The organism is Fuscovulum ytuae (genome assembly GCF_029953595.1).
In the GTDB taxonomy this organism is placed as follows: Bacteria; Pseudomonadota; Alphaproteobacteria; order Rhodobacterales; family Rhodobacteraceae; genus Paragemmobacter; species Paragemmobacter ytuae.
The window spans coordinates 1,647,523-1,669,108 of record NZ_CP124535.1 but is presented as its reverse complement, the minus strand read 5'-3'; the positions used below and the strand labels follow the sequence as shown (position 1 = coordinate 1,669,108).

At 65.4% G+C, this 21,586-nt stretch carries 17 protein-coding genes; 3 read left to right on the top strand and 14 right to left on the bottom strand.

Annotated features, from left to right (window positions below):
- Nucleotides 1–3: 3 nt before the first annotated feature.
- Nucleotides 4–726: a CbiX/SirB N-terminal domain-containing protein gene (locus QF092_RS08010; protein WP_281469209.1), complete on the top strand. Its 723-nt coding sequence runs from the start codon at nucleotides 4–6 to the stop codon at nucleotides 724–726.
- A gap of 21 nt (nucleotides 727–747) precedes the next feature.
- On the opposite strand, the gene QF092_RS08005 is transcribed toward QF092_RS08010, so the two are convergent.
- The gene (locus tag QF092_RS08005) at nucleotides 748–3,339 is read right to left on the bottom strand and encodes a hybrid sensor histidine kinase/response regulator (RefSeq protein ID WP_281469206.1); all 2,592 of its coding nucleotides are present in this window, start codon (nucleotides 3,337–3,339) and stop codon (nucleotides 748–750) included.
- A gap of 169 nt (nucleotides 3,340–3,508) precedes the next feature.
- Here QF092_RS08005 and QF092_RS08000 point away from each other — a divergent pair, with 169 nt between their 5' ends.
- Nucleotides 3,509–4,120: a response regulator gene (locus tag QF092_RS08000; protein WP_281469204.1), complete on the top strand. Its 612-nt coding sequence runs from the start codon at nucleotides 3,509–3,511 to the stop codon at nucleotides 4,118–4,120.
- Between the two features lie 126 nt (nucleotides 4,121–4,246).
- Here QF092_RS08000 and QF092_RS07995 read toward each other — a convergent pair whose 3' ends face one another.
- The 7 genes from QF092_RS07995 to QF092_RS07965 all read right to left on the bottom strand — a co-directional run bounded on the left by QF092_RS07995 (nucleotide 4,247) and on the right by QF092_RS07965 (nucleotide 12,368).
- Entirely contained in the window at nucleotides 4,247–5,635 is a 1,389-nt protein-coding gene (locus QF092_RS07995) for a glutamine synthetase family protein (protein ID WP_281469202.1), read from the bottom strand.
- Entirely contained in the window at nucleotides 5,632–7,008 is a 1,377-nt protein-coding gene (locus QF092_RS07990) for an aspartate aminotransferase family protein (protein ID WP_281469200.1), read from the bottom strand. The genes QF092_RS07995 and QF092_RS07990 overlap by 4 nt, the downstream gene beginning before the upstream one ends.
- Nucleotides 7,009–7,203: 195 nt before the next feature.
- Entirely contained in the window at nucleotides 7,204–8,778 is a 1,575-nt protein-coding gene (locus tag QF092_RS07985; protein WP_281469198.1) for a 5-guanidino-2-oxopentanoate decarboxylase, read from the bottom strand.
- Nucleotides 8,775–9,959 (bottom strand): pyridoxal phosphate-dependent aminotransferase, encoded by a 1,185-nt coding sequence (locus tag QF092_RS07980; RefSeq protein WP_281469196.1) that lies wholly within the window; start codon nucleotides 9,957–9,959, stop codon nucleotides 8,775–8,777. Before QF092_RS07980 ends, QF092_RS07985 begins: the two co-directional genes overlap by 4 nt.
- Entirely contained in the window at nucleotides 9,960–10,625 is a 666-nt protein-coding gene (locus tag QF092_RS07975) for a TetR family transcriptional regulator C-terminal domain-containing protein (RefSeq protein ID WP_281469194.1), read from the bottom strand.
- Nucleotides 10,626–10,741: 116 nt separating this feature from the next.
- Nucleotides 10,742–11,689 (bottom strand): cation diffusion facilitator family transporter, encoded by a 948-nt coding sequence (locus QF092_RS07970; RefSeq protein ID WP_281469192.1) that lies wholly within the window; start codon nucleotides 11,687–11,689, stop codon nucleotides 10,742–10,744.
- A gap of 79 nt (nucleotides 11,690–11,768) precedes the next feature.
- Nucleotides 11,769–12,368: an SH3 domain-containing protein gene (locus QF092_RS07965; RefSeq protein WP_420026535.1), complete on the bottom strand. Its 600-nt coding sequence runs from the start codon at nucleotides 12,366–12,368 to the stop codon at nucleotides 11,769–11,771.
- A gap of 251 nt (nucleotides 12,369–12,619) precedes the next feature.
- On the opposite strand from QF092_RS07965, the gene QF092_RS07960 reads away from it, so the two are divergent.
- Complete coding sequence (locus tag QF092_RS07960) at nucleotides 12,620–13,606, top strand: 2-hydroxyacid dehydrogenase (protein ID WP_281469188.1); 987 nt, start codon at nucleotides 12,620–12,622, stop codon at nucleotides 13,604–13,606.
- Nucleotides 13,607–13,616: 10 nt separating this feature from the next.
- On the opposite strand, the gene QF092_RS07955 is transcribed toward QF092_RS07960, so the two are convergent.
- The 6 genes from QF092_RS07955 to QF092_RS07930 form a co-directional block, all read right to left on the bottom strand.
- On the bottom strand, nucleotides 13,617–14,612 hold the full coding sequence (locus QF092_RS07955; protein WP_281469186.1) for an NAD-dependent epimerase/dehydratase family protein: 996 nt from the start codon (nucleotides 14,610–14,612) through the stop codon (nucleotides 13,617–13,619).
- Nucleotides 14,613–14,713: 101 nt separating this feature from the next.
- On the bottom strand, nucleotides 14,714–15,970 hold the full coding sequence (locus QF092_RS07950; RefSeq protein ID WP_281469183.1) for an NAD(P)/FAD-dependent oxidoreductase: 1,257 nt from the start codon (nucleotides 15,968–15,970) through the stop codon (nucleotides 14,714–14,716).
- Nucleotides 15,971–16,170: 200 nt separating this feature from the next.
- A complete protein-coding gene (locus QF092_RS07945; protein WP_281469182.1) occupies nucleotides 16,171–17,331 on the bottom strand; it encodes an iron-containing alcohol dehydrogenase in 1,161 nt (386 codons plus the stop codon).
- A 5-nt stretch (nucleotides 17,332–17,336) separates the two neighbouring features.
- A complete protein-coding gene (locus tag QF092_RS07940; RefSeq protein WP_281469180.1) occupies nucleotides 17,337–18,716 on the bottom strand; it encodes an aldehyde dehydrogenase family protein in 1,380 nt (459 codons plus the stop codon).
- 138 nt (nucleotides 18,717–18,854) lie between these two features.
- Nucleotides 18,855–20,222, bottom strand: coding sequence for a glutamine synthetase family protein (locus tag QF092_RS07935; RefSeq protein WP_281469178.1), 1,368 nt, complete (start codon nucleotides 20,220–20,222; stop codon nucleotides 18,855–18,857).
- 321 nt (nucleotides 20,223–20,543) lie between these two features.
- Nucleotides 20,544–21,581: a TRAP transporter substrate-binding protein gene (locus QF092_RS07930; protein WP_281469176.1), complete on the bottom strand. Its 1,038-nt coding sequence runs from the start codon at nucleotides 21,579–21,581 to the stop codon at nucleotides 20,544–20,546.
- Nucleotides 21,582–21,586 lie beyond the last annotated feature (5 nt).

Below are 21,586 nucleotides of genomic sequence, written 5' to 3'. Positions count from 1 at the left end.
TAGATGGCGGGCATGACCTCGCGCGCGCCCCTGTCTGCCCTCATCGTATCGCATGGCCAGCCGTCGGACCCCGCTCCGGCTGCGGCAGAGATGGCCTTCGTGGCGGCCAAGGTGCAGGCCTTGATGCCTGAGGCGCGGGTGATGGCGGCGACCTTGGCGGAAGAGGGCGCGCTGGAGCGGGCCGTGGCGGTGCTGGGTCCTACCGTGCGGGTCTATCCCATGTTCATGGCGCAAGGATGGTTCACGCGGACGCATCTGCCCGAGCGGTTGGCGGCGGCGGGCGCGCCGGGGGCGCGGGTGCTGGCCCCGTTTGGACTGGATGAGGCGGTGCAAGCTCTGGCCGTGACGGTGGCGCGAGAGGCGGCGGCGCGCTTGGGGCGGGTGCCCGCCGACCTGCCGGTGCTTTTGGCAGCGCATGGCAGTTTCAAGAGCCCAGCCCCCGCAGAGGTGGCCGAGGCGGTGGCTGCACGCTTGCGCCGGGATGGGGGCTTTGCGCGGGTAGAGGCGGCCTTCATTGACCAGTCACCGAGGATCGTGGACGCGGCGACCACCTTTCCGGAGGGGGCACTGGTCCTGCCTTTCTTTGCGGCGCGTGGTGGGCATGTGGTGGAGGACCTGCCGCAGGCGTTGACCGAGGCAGGCTTTCGGGGGACGGTCTTGCCGCCCCTCGGCCTTGATCCGCGCGTGCCGGGATTGATCCGGCGGGCCTTGCGCGCCGCGGGGTGACGGCGTCTGATCGGCAGGCGGTTAGTCGTCGGTCAGGCGGTCGCGTTCCAGAGAAAGCGCAGCGCGGGTGGCGTTCCAGACGGCGGGCAGTTCCGCTATGCTGCGCTGTGCGGTTACGGCATTGGCGGCACTAAGCGCGGCTTCGGTCTGGATCAGCGTGGCGCGCAGGCGCGTGGTCCCAAAGGTGCCGGAAGTGCCTGCCAGTTGATGGCAGATCTGCCCCAGTTCGGGGGCATCCTTTTCCACATCGCCCGCCTTTAGCCTTTCGAGGGCGCGGTCGCCATCTTCGATCAGCCGTTGGATAAGGGTTCGGGCCGTTGGGCGGCCGATATGGCGGATGAGGTCTGACAAGGTGGCAGTATCCAGAACCGGGGCTGAAGGCGGCGGGGCCACGGGTTCGGGCGTGTCGATCCCAAGGCCCGCCACGGCGCGCAAGAGGGCATCTTGCCCAATCGGTTTCGCTAAGGTCGCCTCCATCCCCGCTTCAAGGAAGCGGGCGCGTTCGGCGGGAAGGGCATGGGCGGTCAGCGCGAAGATGCGCGTCTGGGCCGAAGGGCCGCCGCTGGCGCGGATCGCCCGCGTGGCGGCGATGCCGTCCATGCGCGGCATGGAGATATCCATCAGGATCAGATCGAAGGCGGCCTCTTTCGCGCGGGCCACGCCTTCGATGCCGTCCTCGGCCTCGGTCACCATATGGCCGCCCGCTTCGAGAAAGCGGCGCAGGAGAAGGCGGTTGATGGCATTGTCTTCGACAAGGAGAATGGATTGAGGGGGGCCTTCCGGCACGGGGAGCGATCCGTCGCTTGATGCGATGCCGATGGCCTCTGCCTCTGTGGCGGCGGGGCGGGGCTGCGCGTCGCTTGCTGGGGGCAAGGGGAGGCGCAGCCAGAACAGGCTGCCTTCGCCCGGTTCGCTTTCGGCATCAAGATCGCCGCCCATAGCGCGGGCAAGGCGGCGCGCGATGGCGAGACCAAGTCCAGTACCGCCGGTTTCGCGGCCATAGCTGGCGTCGAGGGTCACGAAGGGTTCGAAGATGCGGGACAGATCGGCCTCGTCAATGCCGATGCCGGTGTCGATGACCCGTATCTCGACCTGATCGCCGGGGCCCGGCAGGCGTTCGGCCTCGACCGTGATGGTGCCGTTGCGGGTGAATTTCACGGCATTCCCAATCAGGTTGAGAAGGATCTGGCGCAATCGGCCTGCATCCCCCGTGACCAGGCCGACGGGGCCCGCAGGGTGCTGCGTGGCCAGATCATTTCCGACACTCGCGGCCAGCCCGGCCTGATTGGCAAGGCACTCGTCGATCAACTGTTCCAGATCGAAGGGGGCGGCGAGAGAGGGCGGGGTGCCCGCTTCCGCCTCGGCGCGCGAGACATCGAGGACGGAATTCACATGCCCAAGCAGGATGTCGCCGGAGCTTTGCATAACGGACATCAATTCGCGCTGCGATGAGGACAGCCCAGTCTTGCGCATCAGGTCCATTGACCCGATCAAGCCATTGAGGGGGGTGCGCATCTCATGGCTCATGACCGCAAGGAAATCGGCCTTGGCCTTTTCACCGGCAAGTGCGCGGTCGCGGGCTTGTAGGAGGTCCGCCTCGGCGCGGCGACGTTCCGAGATATCGCGCACGAAGGCCACGATAAGGCCCTCTGTATCCGTGCCGGCCCGGGCGATGGTCACCTCGGCGGGAAAGACATGGCCATCGGCGCGGCGGGCGTCGACTTCGATCCGGAAGGGGGCGTTGCGATTGGCCGTATTGCCCAAGGCCATAACAAGGGCCTGTCCCTGCGGGCCACCCTCGCCTTCGGCAAACAGGCGTTTCAAGGCGTTCTGGCCGGTGGCTTCTGCGGCGGAAAGGCCAAAGATCGCTTCGGCGGCGGGGTTGAAGTCGCGGATGGTTCCGTCGGCATCGGTCACGATAATGGCGTCGGCCGAGGTGGCGAAGATCGTCGACAGACGATCCCCGGTCTGGCGCAACGCCTCGCCCTGCGCTTTGGCGCGGCGGAACTGGCGGCCAAGGATGATGGCCGCCGCCGCGAGCAGTGCCATGAAGGCCCCGGTCACGGCGGCAAGCCGGACCAGCGTATCGGCCATGGAGGTGCGGTTAAGGTCGGATTGCGCGGCGAAGTCGGACAGCGCATTCAGCGTCATGCGGCGGACGGCGGCCCGCAAATCGCCCAGAGGGGCGCCGATCTGATCCAGACCCGCTGCAAGGTTTTGGTCGGGGCCATCGATCAGCGCGACATTGGCCGAAAGATAATCGCGCAGGGCGCCATAATCCCCGGCATTTTCCGGCCTTGCGATAAGCGGCGCGTAGATGCCGCTTTCCTCGAGCAGTGACACACGGCTGTAAAGGACGTTGAACCAGCGCCGCAATTCATCAAGCTGCGGGCCGGCAGGGATGTCGCGCGCCTCACGGTAGGCGGCCTGCAGGCGCAGCACTTCGACCTCGGTCTGCATCATGGCCCAGAGGCCGTTGTCGGAATTGGCCCGTTCTAGCGCCTGAAGGCGCGTGTAGACATCCTGCACCAGAACGGGAACCGTGCCGATGAAGAAGGCCGCAATCGCAATAAGCAGGCCAACCCTGATCCGTCTTGTCCAAAGGCGCAGCATGCGGCGCGGCTTTCCCTGTGGTTTCTATGCCCTGTGCCTTTCACGCTAGGGCAGAAGGGCCTTGCGTTCCATGCCATTCTAGGCGGAATGATTGTTGCAGAGTATTCGCGGAAAAGGATTGTTTACGGATCATCCGGCATCCTTTTGGGCGATAGGGGAAGGACCGAAGATGCGGCTTTTGCTTGCCGACGACCACGACCTCGTGCGTGAGACGCTGGCCGCCTATCTGATGGCGGAGGGGTTTTCCGAGGTGCGGACGGTTGCGACATTGCCAGAGGCGCTTGCGGCGCTGTCGAGCGGGGGCAGTTTCGACCTTGTCTTGCTGGATTACAACATGCCGGGGATGAACGGGCTGGAGGGATTGGCACAGGCGCGGGCGGCCGCGCCGGGGGTTCCGGTGGCGATCATTTCAGGGACAACACAGCGCGATCTGGCCGAGGCGGCCTTGCAGGCCGGGGCGGCGGGGTTCATCCCCAAGACGCTTGCCTCGCGCGCGATGGTGGCGGCGGTGCATCTGATGGCGGCAGGGGATGTCTTCGCGCCGATTTCCTTGCTGATGCAACAGCCTGAGATTGCGGAGGCGCTGGCGTCGCTGACCCGGCGCGAGATGGATGTGTTGAAGGGCATCTGCGCGGGCAAGGCCAATAAGGAAATCGCGCGGGATCTGGACCTGCAGGAGGTCACAGTGAAATTGCATGTCAAAACGCTGAGCCGGAAGCTGGGGGCGAAGAACCGCACCCATGCCGCGATGATCGCGCGGGATGCGGGGCTGAGCGGGTAGGACGGCGGAATTTGACACAAATTCCGCGGCGATTTCTGACGCAGAAATCGCTTGGATGGCGGTGTGCTTCGTTTGGACAGCGGAATTTGCGCCAAATTCCGGCGCGGCGTTTGCGTCAAACTCCGCCTACACCGTGTAAAGGTAGAGGTCGTAATCCACCTCACTCACCGTGCGGGCGACGCGGGCGTATTCGGCGGCCTTGATGGCGGTGAAGGTGCGGTGCATGTCATCGCCCAAGGCATCTTTCAGAAAAGCGGAGCCTTGCGCCGCCGCGATGGCCGAACGCCAATCGACGGGGATGGGGGGGGTATCCTGCGCCTCGGCATAGCCGTTGCCGGTGGTTTCGGGGCCGGGATCGATGCGGTGCTTCAGCCCGTGGCGGATGCCAGCCAGCACGGTAGTGGCCACGAGGTAGGGGTTGGCATCCACCCCCGCCGGGCGGTGTTCGATGCGGCGGGCCTTGATATCACCGGCCGGGATGCGCAGCGCGACAGAGCGGTTGTTCACCCCCCAAGTCGGGCTGACGGGGGCATAGCTTTGCGCGGCAAAGCGGCGCCACGAATTGGCATGCGGCGCGAAGACGAGCATCGATTCGCCCATCGTCGCACGCAGGCCCCCGAGTGCATGGAGAAGCGTGGGGTTCCATTCCCCTTCCCGGTCTTCGATGAAGACATTCTTGCCCGCGCCGTCCATCAGTGAAACGTGGAAATGCATGCCGGAGCCTGCATAGTCTTCGACCGGTTTGGCCATGAAACAGGCCGTCACGCCATGTTGGCGGGCTTGCAGGCGGACGATCCGCTTGAGTCGGAGCAGATCATCGGCGGCCTGCATCACGTCGGTGCGGTAGTGGAGCGTCAGTTCATACTGTCCGGGGGCATATTCCGAAATCATCGTCTCGGCTTTGATCCCAGCCTTTTCTGCTGCGGCGTAGATGTCGCTAAAGAGGGGCAGCATGCCATGCAGGTGGTCGACCGAATAGACTTCAGTCTTGTGGGAACCACGGCCATCCAGAACGTCGCGGGCAGGTTGCACCTTGCCATCTGGGCCACGGTCGTTGGAGAGAAGGAAGAACTCCAACTCAAACGCTCCGGCGGGATGCAGGCCTTCGGAGGCCAGAGCATCGACCTGCCGTTGCAGGGCATGGCGGGGGTCTGAGGTCATGGGCGTGCCGTCGAGATCATACATCGACAGCAGGAGTTCCCCCCGCGCGGGCTTGGTGGCATGCAGGGGGATAAGGCTGCCGGGGATCGGCCAGGCGCGTAGGTCGCCATCACCCTGATCCCAGATCAGGCCCGTTTCATGGACATCCTCGCCGCAGATGTCGAGGCCGAGGATGGAAATGGGAAGGTGGCGGCCAGTGTTGTAAAGCGACAGAAGTTCATGGCGACGAATGATCTTGCCGCGCCCGATCCCGTTCGAATCGTGCAGGACGATGTCGAAAGCCTCGATTTCGGGATGGGCGGCGAGGAAGGCCTCGGCTTCGGCCGGGGTTGAGCCGGAGGGGCTTTTGGTCATGGTTGGGACTCGGGGAAAAGGTCGGTGAGGATCGCGTCGAAGGCGGCGATAAGGCGGTCGATCTGACGGTCGGTGGTGGCGGGGCTGACCAGCATCATGTTGTGGAAGGGCGCGATCAAGCAGCCACGGTTGAGAAGGGCGGTGTGAACCGCCGCCTCGACCTGCGGTTGGTGGGCGTGGTGCGCCTCGGAGCCGTTCTTGAGGGGGCCGGGGGCGCAGATGAATTCCACCCGCGCGCCGACGCGGACGACGTGCCAAGGCGCGTGGTGTTTTTCGATGGCGCGGGCAAGGCCTGTGGCAAGGCGTTCGGCCCCGGCTTCCATGTGTGCGTAGTTCTCTGGCGTCATCACTTGCGAGAGGGTGGCGGCGAGGCAAGCGAATTGCAGTGGATTGGCCGAAAGCGTGGTGCCCATGCCCGAATGGCCCGGTGCGCGGCTTTCGTTATAGGCTGCGAAGCGGTCGGCCACGGCCTGCCGCATACCCCAGACGGCGGTCGGCAGGCCGCCCGCCACGCATTTGCCGACCACGAACATGTCGGGGTCAAGGCCGTGGACGGCTGTGTAGCCGCCAAGGCCGGAGGAGATGGTATGCGTCTCGTCGATGATGAGCAGCGCGCCGTATTTCGTGGCAAGGTCGCGCAGGCCCGCATGAAAGCCCGGTTCGGGCAGGACCATGCAGGAATTCGTCATGACCGGTTCGGTGAGAATGGCAGCGATCTCGCCCGTCTTCAGCGCCGCCTCGACGGCGGGCAGGTCGTTGAATTCGACGGCGGTCGCAGCGCGGGTCAGATCCTGCACCTGACCGACAAGGCCCGCGCGGTTGACGGTGGTGCCATTCGCAAGCTCGACCATCGTGTCGTCCAGCGTGCCGTGATAGCAGCCGTTGAAAACAAGGACTTTGGGCCGCCCCGTCACCGCGCGGGCGACGCGCAGGGAGAAGCGGTTGGCATCGGTTGCGGTGGTGGCGATCTGCCAGCGGAAGGTGCCGAAACGCTCGGTCAGAAGGCGGCCCGCCTCCATTGCGGCCTCTGTCGGAAGCATATAGGTCAGGCCGCGGGCGGCCTGTGCCTTGATGGCCTTCGCGACAGGCGTTGGGGAATGGCCGAACATCGACCCGGTATCGCCCAGACAGAAATCATCGATCCGGTGGCCGTCGATATCGGTGAGTTTCGCGCCCTGCGCCTTGGACACCAAGGGCAGGTGGGGCATGGGCCAATCGGCCATCCAATGCATCGGCACGCTACCCAGATAGTGGCCCGCGCCTTGTTTCAGCGCCGCGGCTGCCTTGGGGCGGGACGCGGCGTAACGGTCCGCTTCGCGCTGGGCGATGGCCTGAACGCGGGAACGGGGGATGCCGGCGATCATGTCGGTCATGGGAGCGGTCCGTTTGGCATTTGCACCCGCTTATGGCGCGGAATTTGATCAAATGCAAATGTTGCCAAGCGGAGCGCCGCGCGAAGGGCGCGGCGCAGGTTTTTTGTCTCGCCTGCGCGCGTTCCGCGCTTCGGCTCGGAGGGGGGGCCTGCCCCCCCACCCCCGGAGTATTTTGGCCAAGATGAAGGCGAAGCGTCAGGACGTGACCCGAATTTCGATGAGGCGCGGGCCTGTGTGGGGTTGGGCGAGGGCGGCGCGCAGGGCGGCGGGGTCTTCGGGGATGCTTTGGAAGGTCAGGTCGCAGGCAGCGGCGAAGGGGGCGAGGTTGAGAGGGCTGGGGGTGCAGCCGATAATCTCGGTCTGGGCGTCGCGCATGGCTTCGGCGATTTCGCGGTAGCTGGCATTGTTCCAGACGAGGAAGGTGAGGGGGAGGTTTTCGTCCACGGCGACGCGCAATTCGGCGGGATCGAATTGCAGGCCGCCGTCGCCGATGAGGCAGATGGTGGGCGTGTCGGGATTGGCGATGGCGGCACCGATGGCGGCACCGGGGCCGAAGCCCAAGGCCCCGAAACCGGTGGCGGCGTTGAACCAACCGCCGGGGCGATCGTGGTCGTAGTAGAGGTTCGCGGCGTAGACGGGTTGGGTGCTGTCGCCCACGATCTGTGCCTGGGGGAGAGCGTCGCGGATGGCCTCGACCATAGTGAGTTGGGCGGGCATGGCGGGGTGAAGGGGGCCGAGTTCGGCGCGGGCCTTTTCGCGCGCGCGGGTGGCGCGGGCGGGGCCATCGGCCTGTTTTTGGGTGAGATGGGGGAGGAGGGCCGCGATTGTGGCGGCGGTTTCGGCCTTCAGGGCGAGGGCGGCGGGATGGCGGGCGAGTTGATCTTCGCAGACATCGACGCGGATCATGGCAGAGAGGTCGGGGAAGCCGCCCCTGACATACATGTCATAATCCGTGGGGCCGAGTTCGGTGCCGAGGGCGAGAATCTGGTCGGCCTGCCGGATGAGGTCGCGCGGTGCGTCGAGTGAGGGGGAAGCGGGCACGCAGAGCGGGTGGGCATGCAGCATGCCACGGGCATTGACGGTCAGGATCACGGGCGCGTCGAGGGTTTCGGCCAATTGGCGGAGGCCCGCATCGCAGCCGCGCGCGCCGCCCCCGGCGAGGATCACGGGGCGCTGGGCTGCGTTCAAGAGACGGGCCGCTTGCGCGATCTGATCGGGGTCGGGCGCGGGGCGTTTGGGCAGGGGGGCGCGGGGGCCTTCGGGGGCGGCCAGCGGCATCACGTCGGTCGGCACCTCGATATGGACTGGGCCGGGGCGGCCTGTGAGGAGATGGGCGAAGGCGCGGTCGAGGAGGGGTTCGAGATCGGCCGGGTTTTCCAGCCTTTCCGTCGGGCAGAGCGGACGCACCATCGCCGCCTGATCGGGAAGTTCGTGGAGAAGGCCCAGGCCTTTGCCCAAGGACGCGCGGCGATTGACGCCGGAGATGACGAGGATGGGGACGCTATCGGCCTTGGCCTGCCCCATGGCGGTCAGCGCGTTCAGTAGGCCGGGGCCGGTGATGACGAAGGCCACGCCGGGTTTGCCGGAGGCGCGGGCGTAGCCATCGGCCATGAAGGCTGCGCCTTGTTCGTGGCGCGGGGTGACGTGGCGGATACCGCCGCCCGCAAGGCCGCGGTAAAGTTCGATCGTATGCACGCCGGGGATACCGAAGACGACCTCGACCCCGCGCGCCTTCAATCCTTCGACGAGGGCTTGGCCGACCGTCCTCATGCCGCGACCCTCCGTTCGGCGGCGAAGGCGGCGATGCGGGTGCAGGCCGTTTCGATCCGGTCATCGGGTTGGGTGAGGGAGAGGCGCAGCCAGCCGGAGAGGGCGGTGCCGAAGCTTTCTCCGGGCATGGTGGCGACCTTTGCTTTGGCCAGAAGGGCGCGGGCGAAGGCGTCGCCGGTCATCCCGCTGGCGCGGATGTCGAGAAGGGCGAACATGCCGGCTTGCGGCATGTGGACCTTGAGGCCTGCCACGCCGTCAAGCCTGTCGCGGATCAGGATGGCGCGGCGGTGAAAGCGGGCCATCATTTCGGCCGCGATGGGGGAGGGGGTGGAGACGGCCTCGGCGGTCATGTCGGCGATGAAGGGTTGGCTGCCGAAGAGCATGGTTTCCGACAAAGGCAGGAGGCGGGCGCAGAATTCGGCAGGTCCGATGCACCAGCCGGAGCGAAAGCCGGGGGCGGCGTGGGATTTGGAGATGGAGGAGGCGACAATGACGCGGTCGGCGAATTCGGGCAGGTCGAGGGGGGAGGCGAAGGTCACGCCGGGGAAACAGAGATCCTCATAGACCTCATCGCAGATCACCCAAAGGTCATGCGCGGCGGCGAGTTGGCAGAGGGCTGTAAGGTCGTCCTTCGTCAGCACGGCCCCGGTGGGGTTATGCGGGCTGTTGAGGAAAAGGATACGCGACCGGGGCGTGATGCGGGCCGCGACATCGGCGGGTTGCATGCGAAAGCCCGTCTCCGGGCGCAGGGGAACCGGGGTGACGGCGGCACCCGTGGCGCGGATCAGGCCTTCATAGGTGGCATACATCGGGTCGCCGACCAGTACCTCATCGCCTTCGGTTACGAGGGTTTGCAGGATAGCGTACAGCGTGGTCTGGGTGCCGGGGAGGCACATGACCTGATCCTTGCCGATGGGGCGGCCCCGGCGCGCGCTGTAGCGGGCGGCAAGCGCCGCGACGAGGGCGGGTTCGCCCTGCCCGTTGCTGTAACCGGTGCGGCCCGCGACCATCGCCCGATGGGCGGTTTCCATCAGGGCGGCGGGGGTGGGGACGTCGGGTTCACCGATGGTGAGTTCGATCACCGCCTCGCCTGCGGCCTGCATTCGGCGGGCGAGGGCATGGATTTCCCATTTCGCGCCGCCGAGGCCCGCGAGTCTTTCGGTAACGGGGGCATAGCGCATTCAGTCGGTCTTTCTTTCGGAAGGGTCGGGATAGGCGTCGGCTGGGAAACGGATGCCGAGGATGGCGGCGACGCCGTCGAGCGCGATGCGCTGCACCTCGCCGGGGGCGAAGCCTTCGGGAAGCGAGCCGCCTTCGAGCCAGAGGCCGTCGATCAGAGCGTTGCAGGCGATGGCCTCGCGCCGGTCGCGGGCGGGATCGGCGGGGCGGGGCAGGGCGGCGATCAGGGCCTGAAGCCGGTCGCGGTAGCCGAGATAGGTGCTTTCGTGGATCTGATGGATCACGGGGTCGTTGCGGCCCAGATGCATGTAGCCAGCCCAGACGCCGACCAAGAGGGGCGTCATCACAGCTGCGCTGAAATTGGCGGTGACAAAGGCGGCAAGGCGGATGGCGGGATCGTCAGAGGCGGTGGCGTTGGCGGCGCGGATTGCCTCGTTCGTCATCGCCTCCATCACATGGCGATAGGCGGCGTGGGTCAGTTCTTCCTTGGATTGGAAGTAGTGCCGGATCAGGCCGGGGGTGACGCCCGCGCGGGCGGCGATGGCGCGGACGGTGGCGGCTTCTGGCCCGCCTTCGGCAACAAGGGTCATTGCGGCTGCGATCAGGTCGTCGCGGCGTTTTTCTTCGCCTTCACGGCGATAGGGGCGGCGCAGGGCTGGAGATGCCATGGCGGTGGCCTTTGCAATTATACGATTGGATAATAAGAGTCGACTCGCTACTTGGCAAGGGCGCGTCTGCCTAGGATGGCACAGTCGTCCCCCCGGTGCGAGTAGGCTTTGGTCGGTCAATGCGGGCGGGCGTGACCGCTTTCGGGATGGCGGGGGCGGTCATTGCCTTGGGCTGCATCGCCCGAGATGCGCGCGACGTCCTTGTGGACGATAACATCGGCCTGCGGGTAGGTTTCAAGGATCTTGCGGCGCAGGCTTGCGCCGATGGCATGGGCTTCGCGCAGGGTTTGGTCGCCGTCCAGTTCGATATGGATATTGACGAAGATGCGGCTGCCTGCGGTGCGGGTCTTGAGGTCGTGGAAGCCGCGCACGCCGGGCCAATCGGCCGCGATGCGGCCAATGCCTGCGACGATATCGGGGTCGGCGCGGCGGTCCATCAGCGCGTCCCATGCGCCTTTGCCGATCTTGACCGCGCCGAGGGCCAGCATGGCGGCAGCCCCAAGGGCCACGACCGAGTCGATGGAAGACAGGCCAAAGCGCGACGAGGCCCAGAGCGAGGCGATGGCCCCGATATTGGGCAGAAGGTCGCCAAGGTAGTGCAGGCGGTCGGCGGCCACGACGCGGCTGCCTGTGCGGCGGGCGACGCGGCCCTGCCACCAGACAAGGCCGAGGGTGAGAAGGATGGATACAGTCATCACCGCCATCCCGAAACCTTCGGAGGCAAGCGGAACGGGTTCGTCGGCGATGAGCCGCGCCACAGCCCCCCATGCGATAACGCCTGCCGCGATGATGATGAAGATCGCCTGTCCCAGTGCGGCGAGGTCTTCGGCAGAACTGTGGCCGAAGGCGTGATCTTCGTCTGCCGGTTTGGCGGCGTAGAAGATGGCGGCCATCGCGCCAAGGCTGACCATCAGGTCCATCGCGCTATCGGCCAAGGAGGCGGCGATGGACAGCGCCCCGGTCTGGCCGAGGGCGTAAAGCTTTAGCCCGACAAGCAGGGCCGCCACGACGACAGAGGCGACCCCCGCCGACATGTTCATGCGCACGGATTGCGGTAAGGACATTAGGGCCTCCGTCTTGGCGGATGCCGGGGGGTATCAAAGCGGGGGGGAGGCGAGCAAGCGAAAGCGACTCGCAACCGGGTTATTCGATGATCTCGCCGGGTTGGACACCCCAGAGGGCGGATTTATGCACCCAGCCCCGATCGCCATTGACCGAGACGCGGCACCAGTCGGCGCCGCATTCCTGCACCCAACCCACGACATTGCGTTCGGCTTTGAAAAGGACCTCTGATTCGTCCTGCGGGCGGGCGTGGAATTCGGCCATATCCTTGGCCACGAGGATGGAGCGGACGCCGGAAAGAAGGGCGTAATGGACCCAGCCGCCCACGCCCTCGGCGTCTTCGACGCGACGCCAATGTTCGAATTCGGCGGTGATCTTCAGCGGCATGCCCGACCGGGTGAAGACCCAGTCGATGCGGTGCGTCAGGCCGGGGCCGCGGCGGGCGTTGCCTTCGCTGCCCTTGAGGCTGACATAGCGGGGAAGCGGCAGGTTGGTGACCGAGCCACGGTTCGGATCGCGCGCGGGCTTTGCCGCGACGGCGGGGGTGGCGGCTGTGGCGGGTTCCGGCACGACGGGGGCGGCAAGCGCTGGCGCCGCGTCGGGGGCCGGGGTCGCCACGGCTATGGGTGTGATTTCAGCGGCTTGCGCGGGGGCTGTGTCGGGCCGGGGCATGGGGCGCACGCCTTCTTGCGCGCCAGCGATACCCGCCGCCCAGATCAAAGCGCCAGCCAGCGCCATACGTGCCGAGAGTGCCATGTCGTCCCGCCTGTCATTTTGGCCGCGTGCCGGTGTTCCGGTCTTACGTGGCCTGCTCTGCTGCCTCGTCGTCCCCTTGCGGGGGCGCCTTGTCGTTTGCCGGGGCTTGTGCCTGCCCCGTCTTCCGGCCACTTTGCCATCAGGATTGCGGATTTGGAAGTGCAGGGAGACAGGACATGCCCGCCGGACGTCTAAGTGTTGTTGTGACGCGACGGTTGCCTGAACCGGTCGAGACCCGGATGAAGGAATTGTTCGATGTCGAGCTGCGCGATCCTGACCGCCCGATGAGCCGGGATGAGTTGGCCGAGGCGATGCGGCGGGCGGATGTTCTGGTGCCGACGATCACCGATAGCATCGACGCGGGGCTTTTGGCGCAGGCGGGGGATCGGCTGAAGCTGATCGCCAATTATGGCGCGGGGGTGGATCATATCGATGTGGCGACGGCGCGGCAGCGCGGCATCCTTGTGTCGAACACGCCGGGGGTGGTGACCGAGGATACCGCCGATATGACCATGGCGCTGATCCTTGGGGTGACGCGTCGCATTCCGGCGGGGCTGGCGATGATGCAGTCCGGCGAATGGCCGGGCTGGTCGCCGATGGCGCTGCTTGGCGGCCGGATCGGGGGCAAGCGGCTGGGCATCCTTGGCATGGGGCGGATCGGGCAGGCAGTGGCGAAGCGGGCGCGGGCCTTTGGGATGCAGATCCATTACCACAATCGCCGCCGTCTGCGCCCGGAGGTGGAGGCGGAGCTTGAGGCGACATGGTGGGAAAGCCTTGACCAGATGATCGCCCGAATGGACGTGATTTCCATCAACTGCCCACATACGCCATCGACCTATCACCTGATGAACGCGCGGCGGTTGAAGTTGCTGAAACCGTCGGCGGTGGTGGTGAACACCTCGCGCGGGGAGGTGATTGACGAGAATGCCCTGACGCGAATGCTGCGCGCGGGCGAGATCGCGGGGGCGGGGCTGGATGTCTATGAGCGGGGGGCAGAGATCAACCCGCGCCTGCGGGAATTGCCCAATGTCGTGCTGCTGCCGCATATGGGATCGGCCACGATCGAGGGGCGGATCGAGATGGGCGAGAAGGTCATCATCAACATCAAGACCTTTGCCGACGGGCATCGCCCGCCGGATCAGGTGGTGCCTGCGATGCTCTGACCCTGCCCGGTCAGACCCGGTAGAAATCCCGATACCAATCGACGAAACGACGGACGCCGTCGCGGATGTCGGTGCGAGGGAGGGGGCCGGTCAGTGCCTCGATCAAGCTGGCATCAGCCCATGTGGCGGGCACGTCGCCGGGCTGCATGGGCAGGAGGCGCTTGTCGGCGGTGCGCCCGGTTGCCTCTTCCACGGCTTGGACGAAATCCATCAACCCGACCGGCGTCCCATTGCCAATATTAACGATCCGGTAAGGGGCGACGGGGGAGAGGCTGTCCATCGGGCCTGCCGACCTGGTTGGGGGTGCGTCGATCAGGCGGGAAATTCCTTCAACCAAATCATCGACATAGGTGAAATCCCGACGCATGTCGCCGTGGTTGTAGATGTCGATGGGATCGCCCGCCAGAACGGCCTTAACAAATTTGAAAAGCGCCATGTCGGGGCGGCCCCAGGGGCCATAGACCGTGAAGAAGCGGAACATCGTGGTGGGGATGGTGTAGAGATGGGCGTAGGAATGACCCATCGCCTCGCCCGCTTTTTTCGTCGCGGCGTAAAAGGACATCGGGTGGTCGGCCTTGTGCCCCTCGGCATAGGGCATGTCGGTGTTCGCGCCATAGACGGAAGAGGTGGAGGCGATCAAGAGATGGGCGGGCTTGGTGGCGCGCGCCGCCTCGAGCACCTCATAGGTGCCGATGAGGTTGGCCTCGACATAGCTGCGGGGGTGGTCGATGGAATAGCGCACGCCTGCCTGCGCGGCGAGGTGGATGATCACCTCCACCCCGTCTGCCAGTTCGGCCACGAGGCCGGGGGTTTCCACCAGCCCTGTGACGGCGCGAAAGCCGGGGGATTGCTGCAGTTGGGCAAGGCGGCGTTCCTTGAGGGTGACGTCGTAATAGGTCGTCATGGCGTCAAGGCCCGTCACCTCCCACCCATCGGCGAGAAGGCGGCGGCAGAGGTGATAGCCGATGAACCCTGCGGAACCTGTCACCAGCGCGCGTCTTGCCATGCCCGAAACTCCCTTCACTCATGCCCTGCCACCTGTCGCAGGGAGGGCGGGAAAATCAAGCCTGCATTTGCCGGGTTGACGAAGGGTGAATGCGGCGGGCGTCAGAAGCGGGAGGGGGAAAGCGGGGTGAGGTCCATATGCGGGGCGCGGCCTGCGATCAGATCGGCCACGATGCGGGCGGTGACGGGGGCAAGCGAAACGCCAAGATGGCCGTGACCGAAGGCATGGATCACCTCGGCCCCGGCGCGGGAGGGGCCGATGACGGGCACGCTGTCGGGCATAGAGGGGCGGAAGCCCATCCAATCGCGATTTGGGGCGGGCAGATCGGGAAAGATTTTCCTTGCGCCTTCAACGAGTTTTGCGACGCGATGGGGTGAAGGTGGGGCTGTGAGACCACCCAGTTCGACAGTGCCTGCCACGCGCAGACGGCCCTCCATCGGGCAAAGGTAGAAGCCGCGCGAGGTGGGGCAGGTGGGGCGGGTGACGGGGGGCGTGGGCATGTCCCATTCGACATGGTAGCCGCGTTCGGTATCCAGGGGCAGGCGGTCGCCCGCCATCGTGGCGAGGCGGCGGGAATGGGCCCCTGCGGCGAGGATGACACGGCGGGCCTTCAGCCGCAGGTCGGGGCCGGTGAGAAGGATGCCATCGCCTTGTCTTTCAAGGGTTTCCACCCGGGCGGTGAGGGTTTCGGTGCGGGCGGCGACCTCGGCCCGCAGCAGGCCGATCATCCGGCCGGGATCGTTCAGGAAAACGGCCTTCGGGAAGAAGGCCGCGCCGCCTTCGACCTCTGGCAGGCCGGGTTCCATCTGGCGCAGGGTGGATGGGTCGATCAGGTCTACCGTCACGCCGAGGGAACGGCGGAAGGCCATGTCGCGTTCGGCGGCGCGGAAGGCGGAGGCCGTCTCGTAAACATAGAGGCAGCCACGTTTTTTCAGGATTTCGCCGCCGCCAAGACGGGTGCCGAGGTCGAGCCAGTCAGGGCAGGCATCCGTCATCAGGGCGGCGATGGTGCGGGCGTTTCTTTCGGCAGGGCCGGGGAGGGATTGGAGGGCGAAGCGGATGAGCCAGGGGAGGAGGGACGGCAGCGCGGCGCGGCGGATGGCGAGGGGGGAGTTCTTGTCGAAAAGGAGGGAGGGGAGGTTTCGCAGCACATCCGGCGTGCCGACGGGAAGGATGGCGTAATCGGCGATTGTCCCGGCATTTCCGTAGCTTGCGGCGTTCTGGCTGATCGTTTCGCCGGGGGGGTTGGGGTCGATCAGGGTGACGTCGCGCCCCTCAGCGGCCAGCCGTTCCGCGATGGCCAGACCGATGACGCCGCCGCCGATGATAGCGATGTCGCAATGGCGGATGGGGGTCATGGTGGGTCCTTCACGGGGCGCAGGGATTGTGCCGGGTTTTGTGCCGGGTTTTGTGCCGCATGTTGTGGCCACAGATGTGGCCACAGGGGCTGGATTTCAGGGGTGGTTGGGATGGGCCTTTGGGTTGGGGATAGGATGGGCCTATGGCCCATCCTACCGAACGGTGCGGGGGAGGATGGGCCGATGGCCCATCCCGCGCCTTACATGCAGGCCTGATAGAGCGCGCGGGTATTCTCGCGCGTCATCTCGATCGGGTTGCCGCCGCAGGACGGGTCTTCCAGTGCCATTTCGGTCAACTCGTCCAGACGTGCGGCCTCGACCCCCATCGCGGTCAGGTTGGCGGGGATGTTCAGCGTCGCGCGCAGGTCCATCACCGCCTTGCGGAAGCCGTCAAAGCCTCCGGCGATGCCGATATAGGCGGCGGCCTTTTCAATCCGCGCCTCGATCGCCGGGCGGTTGAAGTCGAGGACCATGGGCATCACGACCGCATTCGTGGTGCCGTGATGGGTGTTGTAGACCGCGCCCACGGGGTGCGAGAGCGAGTGGATCGCGCCCAAGCCCTTTTGGAACGCCACTGCGCCCATGGCGGCGGCGGACATCATATGGGCCCGCGCCTCGAGGTTCGTGGGATCGGAATAGGCGGTGGGCAGGTTTTCGAAGACCAGACGCATCCCTTCCAGCGCGATGCCTTGGGACATCGGGTGGTAGAAGGGGGAACAGAAGGCCTCAAGGCAATGGGCGAGCGCGTCCATCCCGGTGCCTGCGGTGATGAATTTGGGCATCCCCACCGTGAGCGCCGGGTCGCAGATCGTGATGGCGGGCATCAGTTTGGGGTGGAAGATGATCTTCTTCTTATGGGTGACCGAGTTGGTCAGCACCCCAGCGCGACCGACTTCTGACCCGGTTCCGGCGGTGGTGGGCACGGCGACGATGGGCGCGATCTTCGATGCGTCCGCGCGGGTGAACCAGTCGTCGATATCCTCAAGGTCCCAGACGGACAGATCGGCGCGCTGATGCGCCATGAGGGCGATCATCTTGCCAAGATCAAGCGCCGAGCCGCCGCCAAAGCAGATCACGCCGTCATGGCCGCCGGCCTTATAGACCTTGATGCCCGCCGCCATATTGCCTTCGTTGGGGTTGGGGTCCACTTCGGAGAAGACGGCGGTGCCAAGACCGGCCTTATCGAGGACCGCCACAGCCTCGGCCGTGATCGGAAGGGAGGCCAGCGCCTTGTCGGTGACGAAAAGGGGTTTGGTGATCCCCGCCGCGCGGCAATGTTCGGCCAGTTCCGCGATGCGGCCCACGCCGAATTTGATGGCGGTGGGGTAGGACCAGTTCCGGTTGGGAACGTTGTGGGTCATGGGGGTCAGACCTTCTTGAGGTGATAGGATTTCGGACGGGTCACCGAATGGAAACCCAAGTAAGAGAGGCTGCCGCCGCGGCCCGTATCCTTGCAGCCCGTCCAGCAGAGCGCGGGGTCAAGGTAATCGGCGCGGTTCATGAAGACGGTACCGGTTTCGATCCGCTGGCCGAGGGCCTGCGCCGTTTCATAGTCCTGCGTCCAGACCGAGGCGGTCAGACCATAGGGCGAGTCGTTCATCAGGCGCAGCGCCTCTTCGTCGTCCTTGACCTTCATGATGCCGACGACGGGGCCGAAGGATTCCTCGGTCATCACGCGCATGGAATGGTCGACATTCACGAGGATTTGGGGCGCGAGATAGGCACCACCGTCATCGGCGGGGAAGAGGGCGGGGTCGATCAGAGGCTTGGCCCCGGCGGCCACCGCCTCGGCGATCTGGGAGCGGACCACGGCGGCGAAGCGCTTGTTCGCCATCGGGCCAAGGGTGGTGGCGGCGTCGAAAGGATTGCCAAGTTTCAAGGCGCTGACCCAGGCCACGGATTTTTCGACAAAGGCGTCGAAGAGGCTTTCATGCACATAGATGCGTTCGATGCCGCAGCAGCATTGGCCTGCGTTATACATCGCGCCGTCCATCAGCGTGTCGACGGCTGCCTCGAGATTGGCGTCATGGCGGACATAGCCGGGGTCCTTGCCGCCGAGTTCAAGGCCAAGGGGCGTGAAGGTGCCGGCAGCGGCCTTTTCCATCGCGATGCCGCCGCCCACCGATCCGGTGAAGTTGACAAAACCAAAGGCGCGGGCGGCGATGAGCGCCTCGGTCGTGGCATGGTCAAGGACGACGTTCTGGAAGACATCCTCGGGGATGCCTGCGGCATGGAATGCCTCGGCCAGACGTTCGCCCACCTTCATGGTCTGCGAGGCATGTTTCAGGACCACCGTGTTCCCGGCGATGAGGGCAGGGACAAGGGTGTTGATCGTGGTCAGGTAGGGGTAGTTCCACGGGGCCACGATGAAGACGACGCCGACCGGTTCCCGCGCGAGGTAGCGGCGGAACGCGTCGCTGTCTTCGACCATATGGGGGGCGAGGGTCGCGGCGGCGATGTCGGACATGTATTCGGTCCGGGCGTTCACGCCGCCGAATTCACCGCCAAAACGGGTGGGGCGGCCCATCTGCCAGGCGAGTTCCTCGACCACGGTTGCGGACATGTCGTTGAGGTTTTTCACAGCAGCCTTGACCAGCGCGATGCGGTCTTCCAGCGGGCGGGCGGCCCATGCCTTTTGCGCGGATTTGGCGCGGGCTGCGGCGGCGAAGGCTGCGTCGCGCGAAAGCGGCATGCGTTCGAGATAGACCGATCCATCGACCGGCGAGATGAGTTGGATGGGTTTCATTTGCGTCACCTTCTGCGGCGGGATTGTCCCGCCTTGTCGTTTCATGTCCTGCGGGGGGTGGTGGGGGGAACCCCCACCCTACCCGGTATCCGTTTCTTGCGCGCGGTGGGGTGGGACCCCACCGATTCCTTGCGTGTCTTAGGCGCGTTCCAGAAGGCGTTGAAGTTCGAAATCGGTCACCACGCGATCGGTTTCCGAAATCTCCCATTGCGCGGCGTGGTGGTAGTGTTCGACCACGTCATCGCCGAAGGCCGCGCGCAGCATCTTGGAACCCAAGAGCAGGTCCGCTGCCCCGCGCAGGGTTTTCGGAATTTCGCGGGCATTGGCGGCGGCATACATGTCGCCCTTCATTTCGGGTTCCAGTTCCATTTTCTGTTCGATCCCCGCCAGACCCGCCGCCAGAAGCGCGGCGCAGCAGAGGTAAGGGTTCACGTCGCTGCCCGGAATGCGGCATTCGACGCGCACCGCTTTGGTATCTACGCCACAGACGCGGAAGCCTGCGGTGCGGTTATCGGCACTCCATACCGCCTTGGTGGGGGCGAAGAGGCCCACGCAAAACCGCTTGTAGCTGTTCACGTAAGGCGCAAGGAAGGCGGTGATTTCCTGTGCATGGGCCAGCTGGCCGGCAAGGAAATGCTTCATCGTGGCGGACATGCCGTGTTCGTCGGCCTCGTCATAGAAGGCGGGCTTGCCATCGAGCGTCCAGAGCGATTGGTGGACATGGGAGGAGGACCCGGCCTTGCGGTGGTCATACTTGGCCATGAAGGTGACGGACTTGCCCTTCAGATGCGCGATCTCTTTCACGCCCTGCTTGACGATGACGTGGTTGTCGGCGGTGTCGAGCGCGTCGGAATAGCGGTAGTTCACTTCGTGCTGGCCGATATCGGCCTCGCCCTTGGTGTTTTCGATGGGGATGCCTGCACCGTAAAGGCCGTTGCGGACATCGCGCATCAGCGCCTCTTCCTTGGTGGTCTGGAAGATGTGGTAATCCTCGTTATAGGCGCTGATCGGTTTGAGGTTGGAAAAACCGTTGTCGCGCAGGGATTCGTAGGCGTTTTCGAAGATGTAGAATTCAAGTTCCGTGGCCATCATCGCATCAAAGCCCATGGCGCGGGCGCGGGCGACCTGCCGCTTCAGGATGGCGCGGGGGCTGACGGCGACCTCTTCATGCGTGTGATGGTCGAGAAGGTCGGCAAGGCAAAGCGCGGTGCCGGGCAGCCATGGCAGGGGGCGCAGGGTGGCGAGGTCGGGCTTCATCACATAGTCGCCATAGCCCTGTTCCCAGCCTGCGGATTTGTAGCCGGGGACGGTGGTCATCTCCATGTCCACGGCCAAGAGATAGTTGCAGCAATGGGTTTCCTTGTGCCCGCCATTCACGAAGAAGGCGGCGTGAAAGCGTTTGCCCATCAGGCGGCCTTGCATGTCGATGGCGGCGACGAGGACGGTGTCGATCTCGCCACGGTCGACGGCTTCTTTCAGGGCATCGAGGGTCATGGTTCCGGGCATCTTTGGCCTCAAGCTTTGGAATGGTCGTCATGGCCCCTTGGCAGGGCCGGGAAGGCGGGGGGGGCGACCTGTCGTCAGCTTCGCGCCCCGCAGGCGGGCGGGCGCGAATGGGCCCCGCCGAATTCGGGTTTGCGCGGCCAGCGGTCGCGCGGAGGGGCCTTGCCGTCGTGATCGGTCCGCATGGACGTCTCCTGCGCCGGGGCGGGGCTGGATGCCCGCGCGGCGGAATTTGATCATATCTTCGCCTGACGCCTCGTGCAACGGCTGCCATGGGGCGATGAGGGGGGTGCGGGGGGCGGAAGGCCGCCCCCCGCGCCTGTGTCAGAAGCGGTAGGGACGCCCGGCCTTCACCATGACGTCGTTATACTGCTTGATGATCGAGACGACCTTGGCCTTCACCTCGGACTCGGCGGCGATTTCGTCCCAGAAGGTCTGGGCGGCGGCTTCGACGGTCTTCCATTCCTCGTCCGGGATGGTGGTCAGTTGCAGCTTGCCGCCATTGATGCGGAGGTCCGCCTCGCCCGCCCAATACCAGTGCTGGCGGTAGTAGTGGGACTGTTCGAAGCAGACCGAGAGCAGTTCCTGCAGATGCGGCGGGATTTCGTTCCAACGGTCCATGTTGGCGAAGAAGTGGCCGATCCATGCGCCCGAGATGTTGTTCGTGAGGAAGTAGTTGGTCACGTTGGACCAGCCCACGGTATAGACCTCGGTGATGCCGGACCATGCGATGCCGTCCAGTTCGCCCGTCTGCATGGCGACCTCGATATCCTCCCACGGCAGGGTGACGGGGACGACGCCGAATTGCGTCAGGAACCGGCCTGCGGTCGGGAAGGTGAAGACGCGCTTGCCTTGCAGGTCGGCGAGGGAGTTGATCGGGTCCTTGGTGGCGAAATGGCAGGGGTCCCATGCGCCGGCCGAGATATGCTTGACGCCCACGGCGGCGTATTCGTCTTCCCAGATCTGCTTCAGCCCGTATTTGTTGAAGAGTGCGGGCACGTCGAGCGAATAGCGCAGGCCAAGCGGGAAGTAGCCGCCAAAGACCGTCACTTCGGTGGGCGAGGCCATGGAGTCGTCATCGGACTGCACGCAGTCGATGGTGCCCGCCTGCATCGCCTGAAACAGTTCGGCTGTGGGAACGAGCTGGTCCGCGTAGAAAAGTTCGATTTCCATCTGGCCTGCCGCGATGCGGTTGAAGGCATCGACGGCGGGCTTGACCACCTGTTCGCCAAGGGCGGCCCCGGCATAGGTCTGCATGCGCCACTTGATTGGCGCCTGCGCTTTGGCCAGCGTCGGCGCGGCCAGCGTTGCGGCCCCGGCAAGCGCGCCCTTGGTGAGGAAGGAACGTCTTGAAGTCGTCATCGTAT

Excerpts from the sequence above, each read along its gene's own strand:
- QF092_RS07955 (WP_281469186.1), bottom strand. The coding sequence starts at position 14,612 with ATGGCAAGACGCGCGCTGGTGACAGGTTCCGCAGGGTTCATCGGCTAT.
- QF092_RS07960 (WP_281469188.1), top strand. The coding sequence starts at position 12,620 with ATGCCCGCCGGACGTCTAAGTGTTGTTGTGACGCGACGGTTGCCTGAA.
- QF092_RS07980 (WP_281469196.1), bottom strand. The coding sequence starts at position 9,959 with ATGCGCTATGCCCCCGTTACCGAAAGACTCGCGGGCCTCGGCGGCGCG.
- QF092_RS07945 (WP_281469182.1), bottom strand. The coding sequence starts at position 17,331 with ATGACCCACAACGTTCCCAACCGGAACTGGTCCTACCCCACCGCCATC.
- QF092_RS07990 (WP_281469200.1), bottom strand. The coding sequence starts at position 7,008 with ATGACCGACATGATCGCCGGCATCCCCCGTTCCCGCGTTCAGGCCATC.
- QF092_RS08000 (WP_281469204.1), top strand. The coding sequence starts at position 3,509 with ATGCGGCTTTTGCTTGCCGACGACCACGACCTCGTGCGTGAGACGCTG.
- QF092_RS08005 (WP_281469206.1), bottom strand. The coding sequence starts at position 3,339 with ATGCTGCGCCTTTGGACAAGACGGATCAGGGTTGGCCTGCTTATTGCG.
- QF092_RS07935 (WP_281469178.1), bottom strand. The coding sequence starts at position 20,222 with ATGCCCGGAACCATGACCCTCGATGCCCTGAAAGAAGCCGTCGACCGT.
- QF092_RS08010 (WP_281469209.1), top strand. The coding sequence starts at position 4 with ATGGCGGGCATGACCTCGCGCGCGCCCCTGTCTGCCCTCATCGTATCG.
- QF092_RS07940 (WP_281469180.1), bottom strand. The coding sequence starts at position 18,716 with ATGAAACCCATCCAACTCATCTCGCCGGTCGATGGATCGGTCTATCTC.
- QF092_RS07930 (WP_281469176.1), bottom strand. The coding sequence starts at position 21,581 with ATGACGACTTCAAGACGTTCCTTCCTCACCAAGGGCGCGCTTGCCGGG.
- QF092_RS07970 (WP_281469192.1), bottom strand. The coding sequence starts at position 11,689 with ATGTCCTTACCGCAATCCGTGCGCATGAACATGTCGGCGGGGGTCGCC.
- QF092_RS07995 (WP_281469202.1), bottom strand. The coding sequence starts at position 5,635 with ATGACCAAAAGCCCCTCCGGCTCAACCCCGGCCGAAGCCGAGGCCTTC.
- QF092_RS07950 (WP_281469183.1), bottom strand. The coding sequence starts at position 15,970 with ATGACCCCCATCCGCCATTGCGACATCGCTATCATCGGCGGCGGCGTC.
- QF092_RS07985 (WP_281469198.1), bottom strand. The coding sequence starts at position 8,778 with ATGAGGACGGTCGGCCAAGCCCTCGTCGAAGGATTGAAGGCGCGCGGG.
- QF092_RS07975 (WP_281469194.1), bottom strand. The coding sequence starts at position 10,625 with ATGGCATCTCCAGCCCTGCGCCGCCCCTATCGCCGTGAAGGCGAAGAA.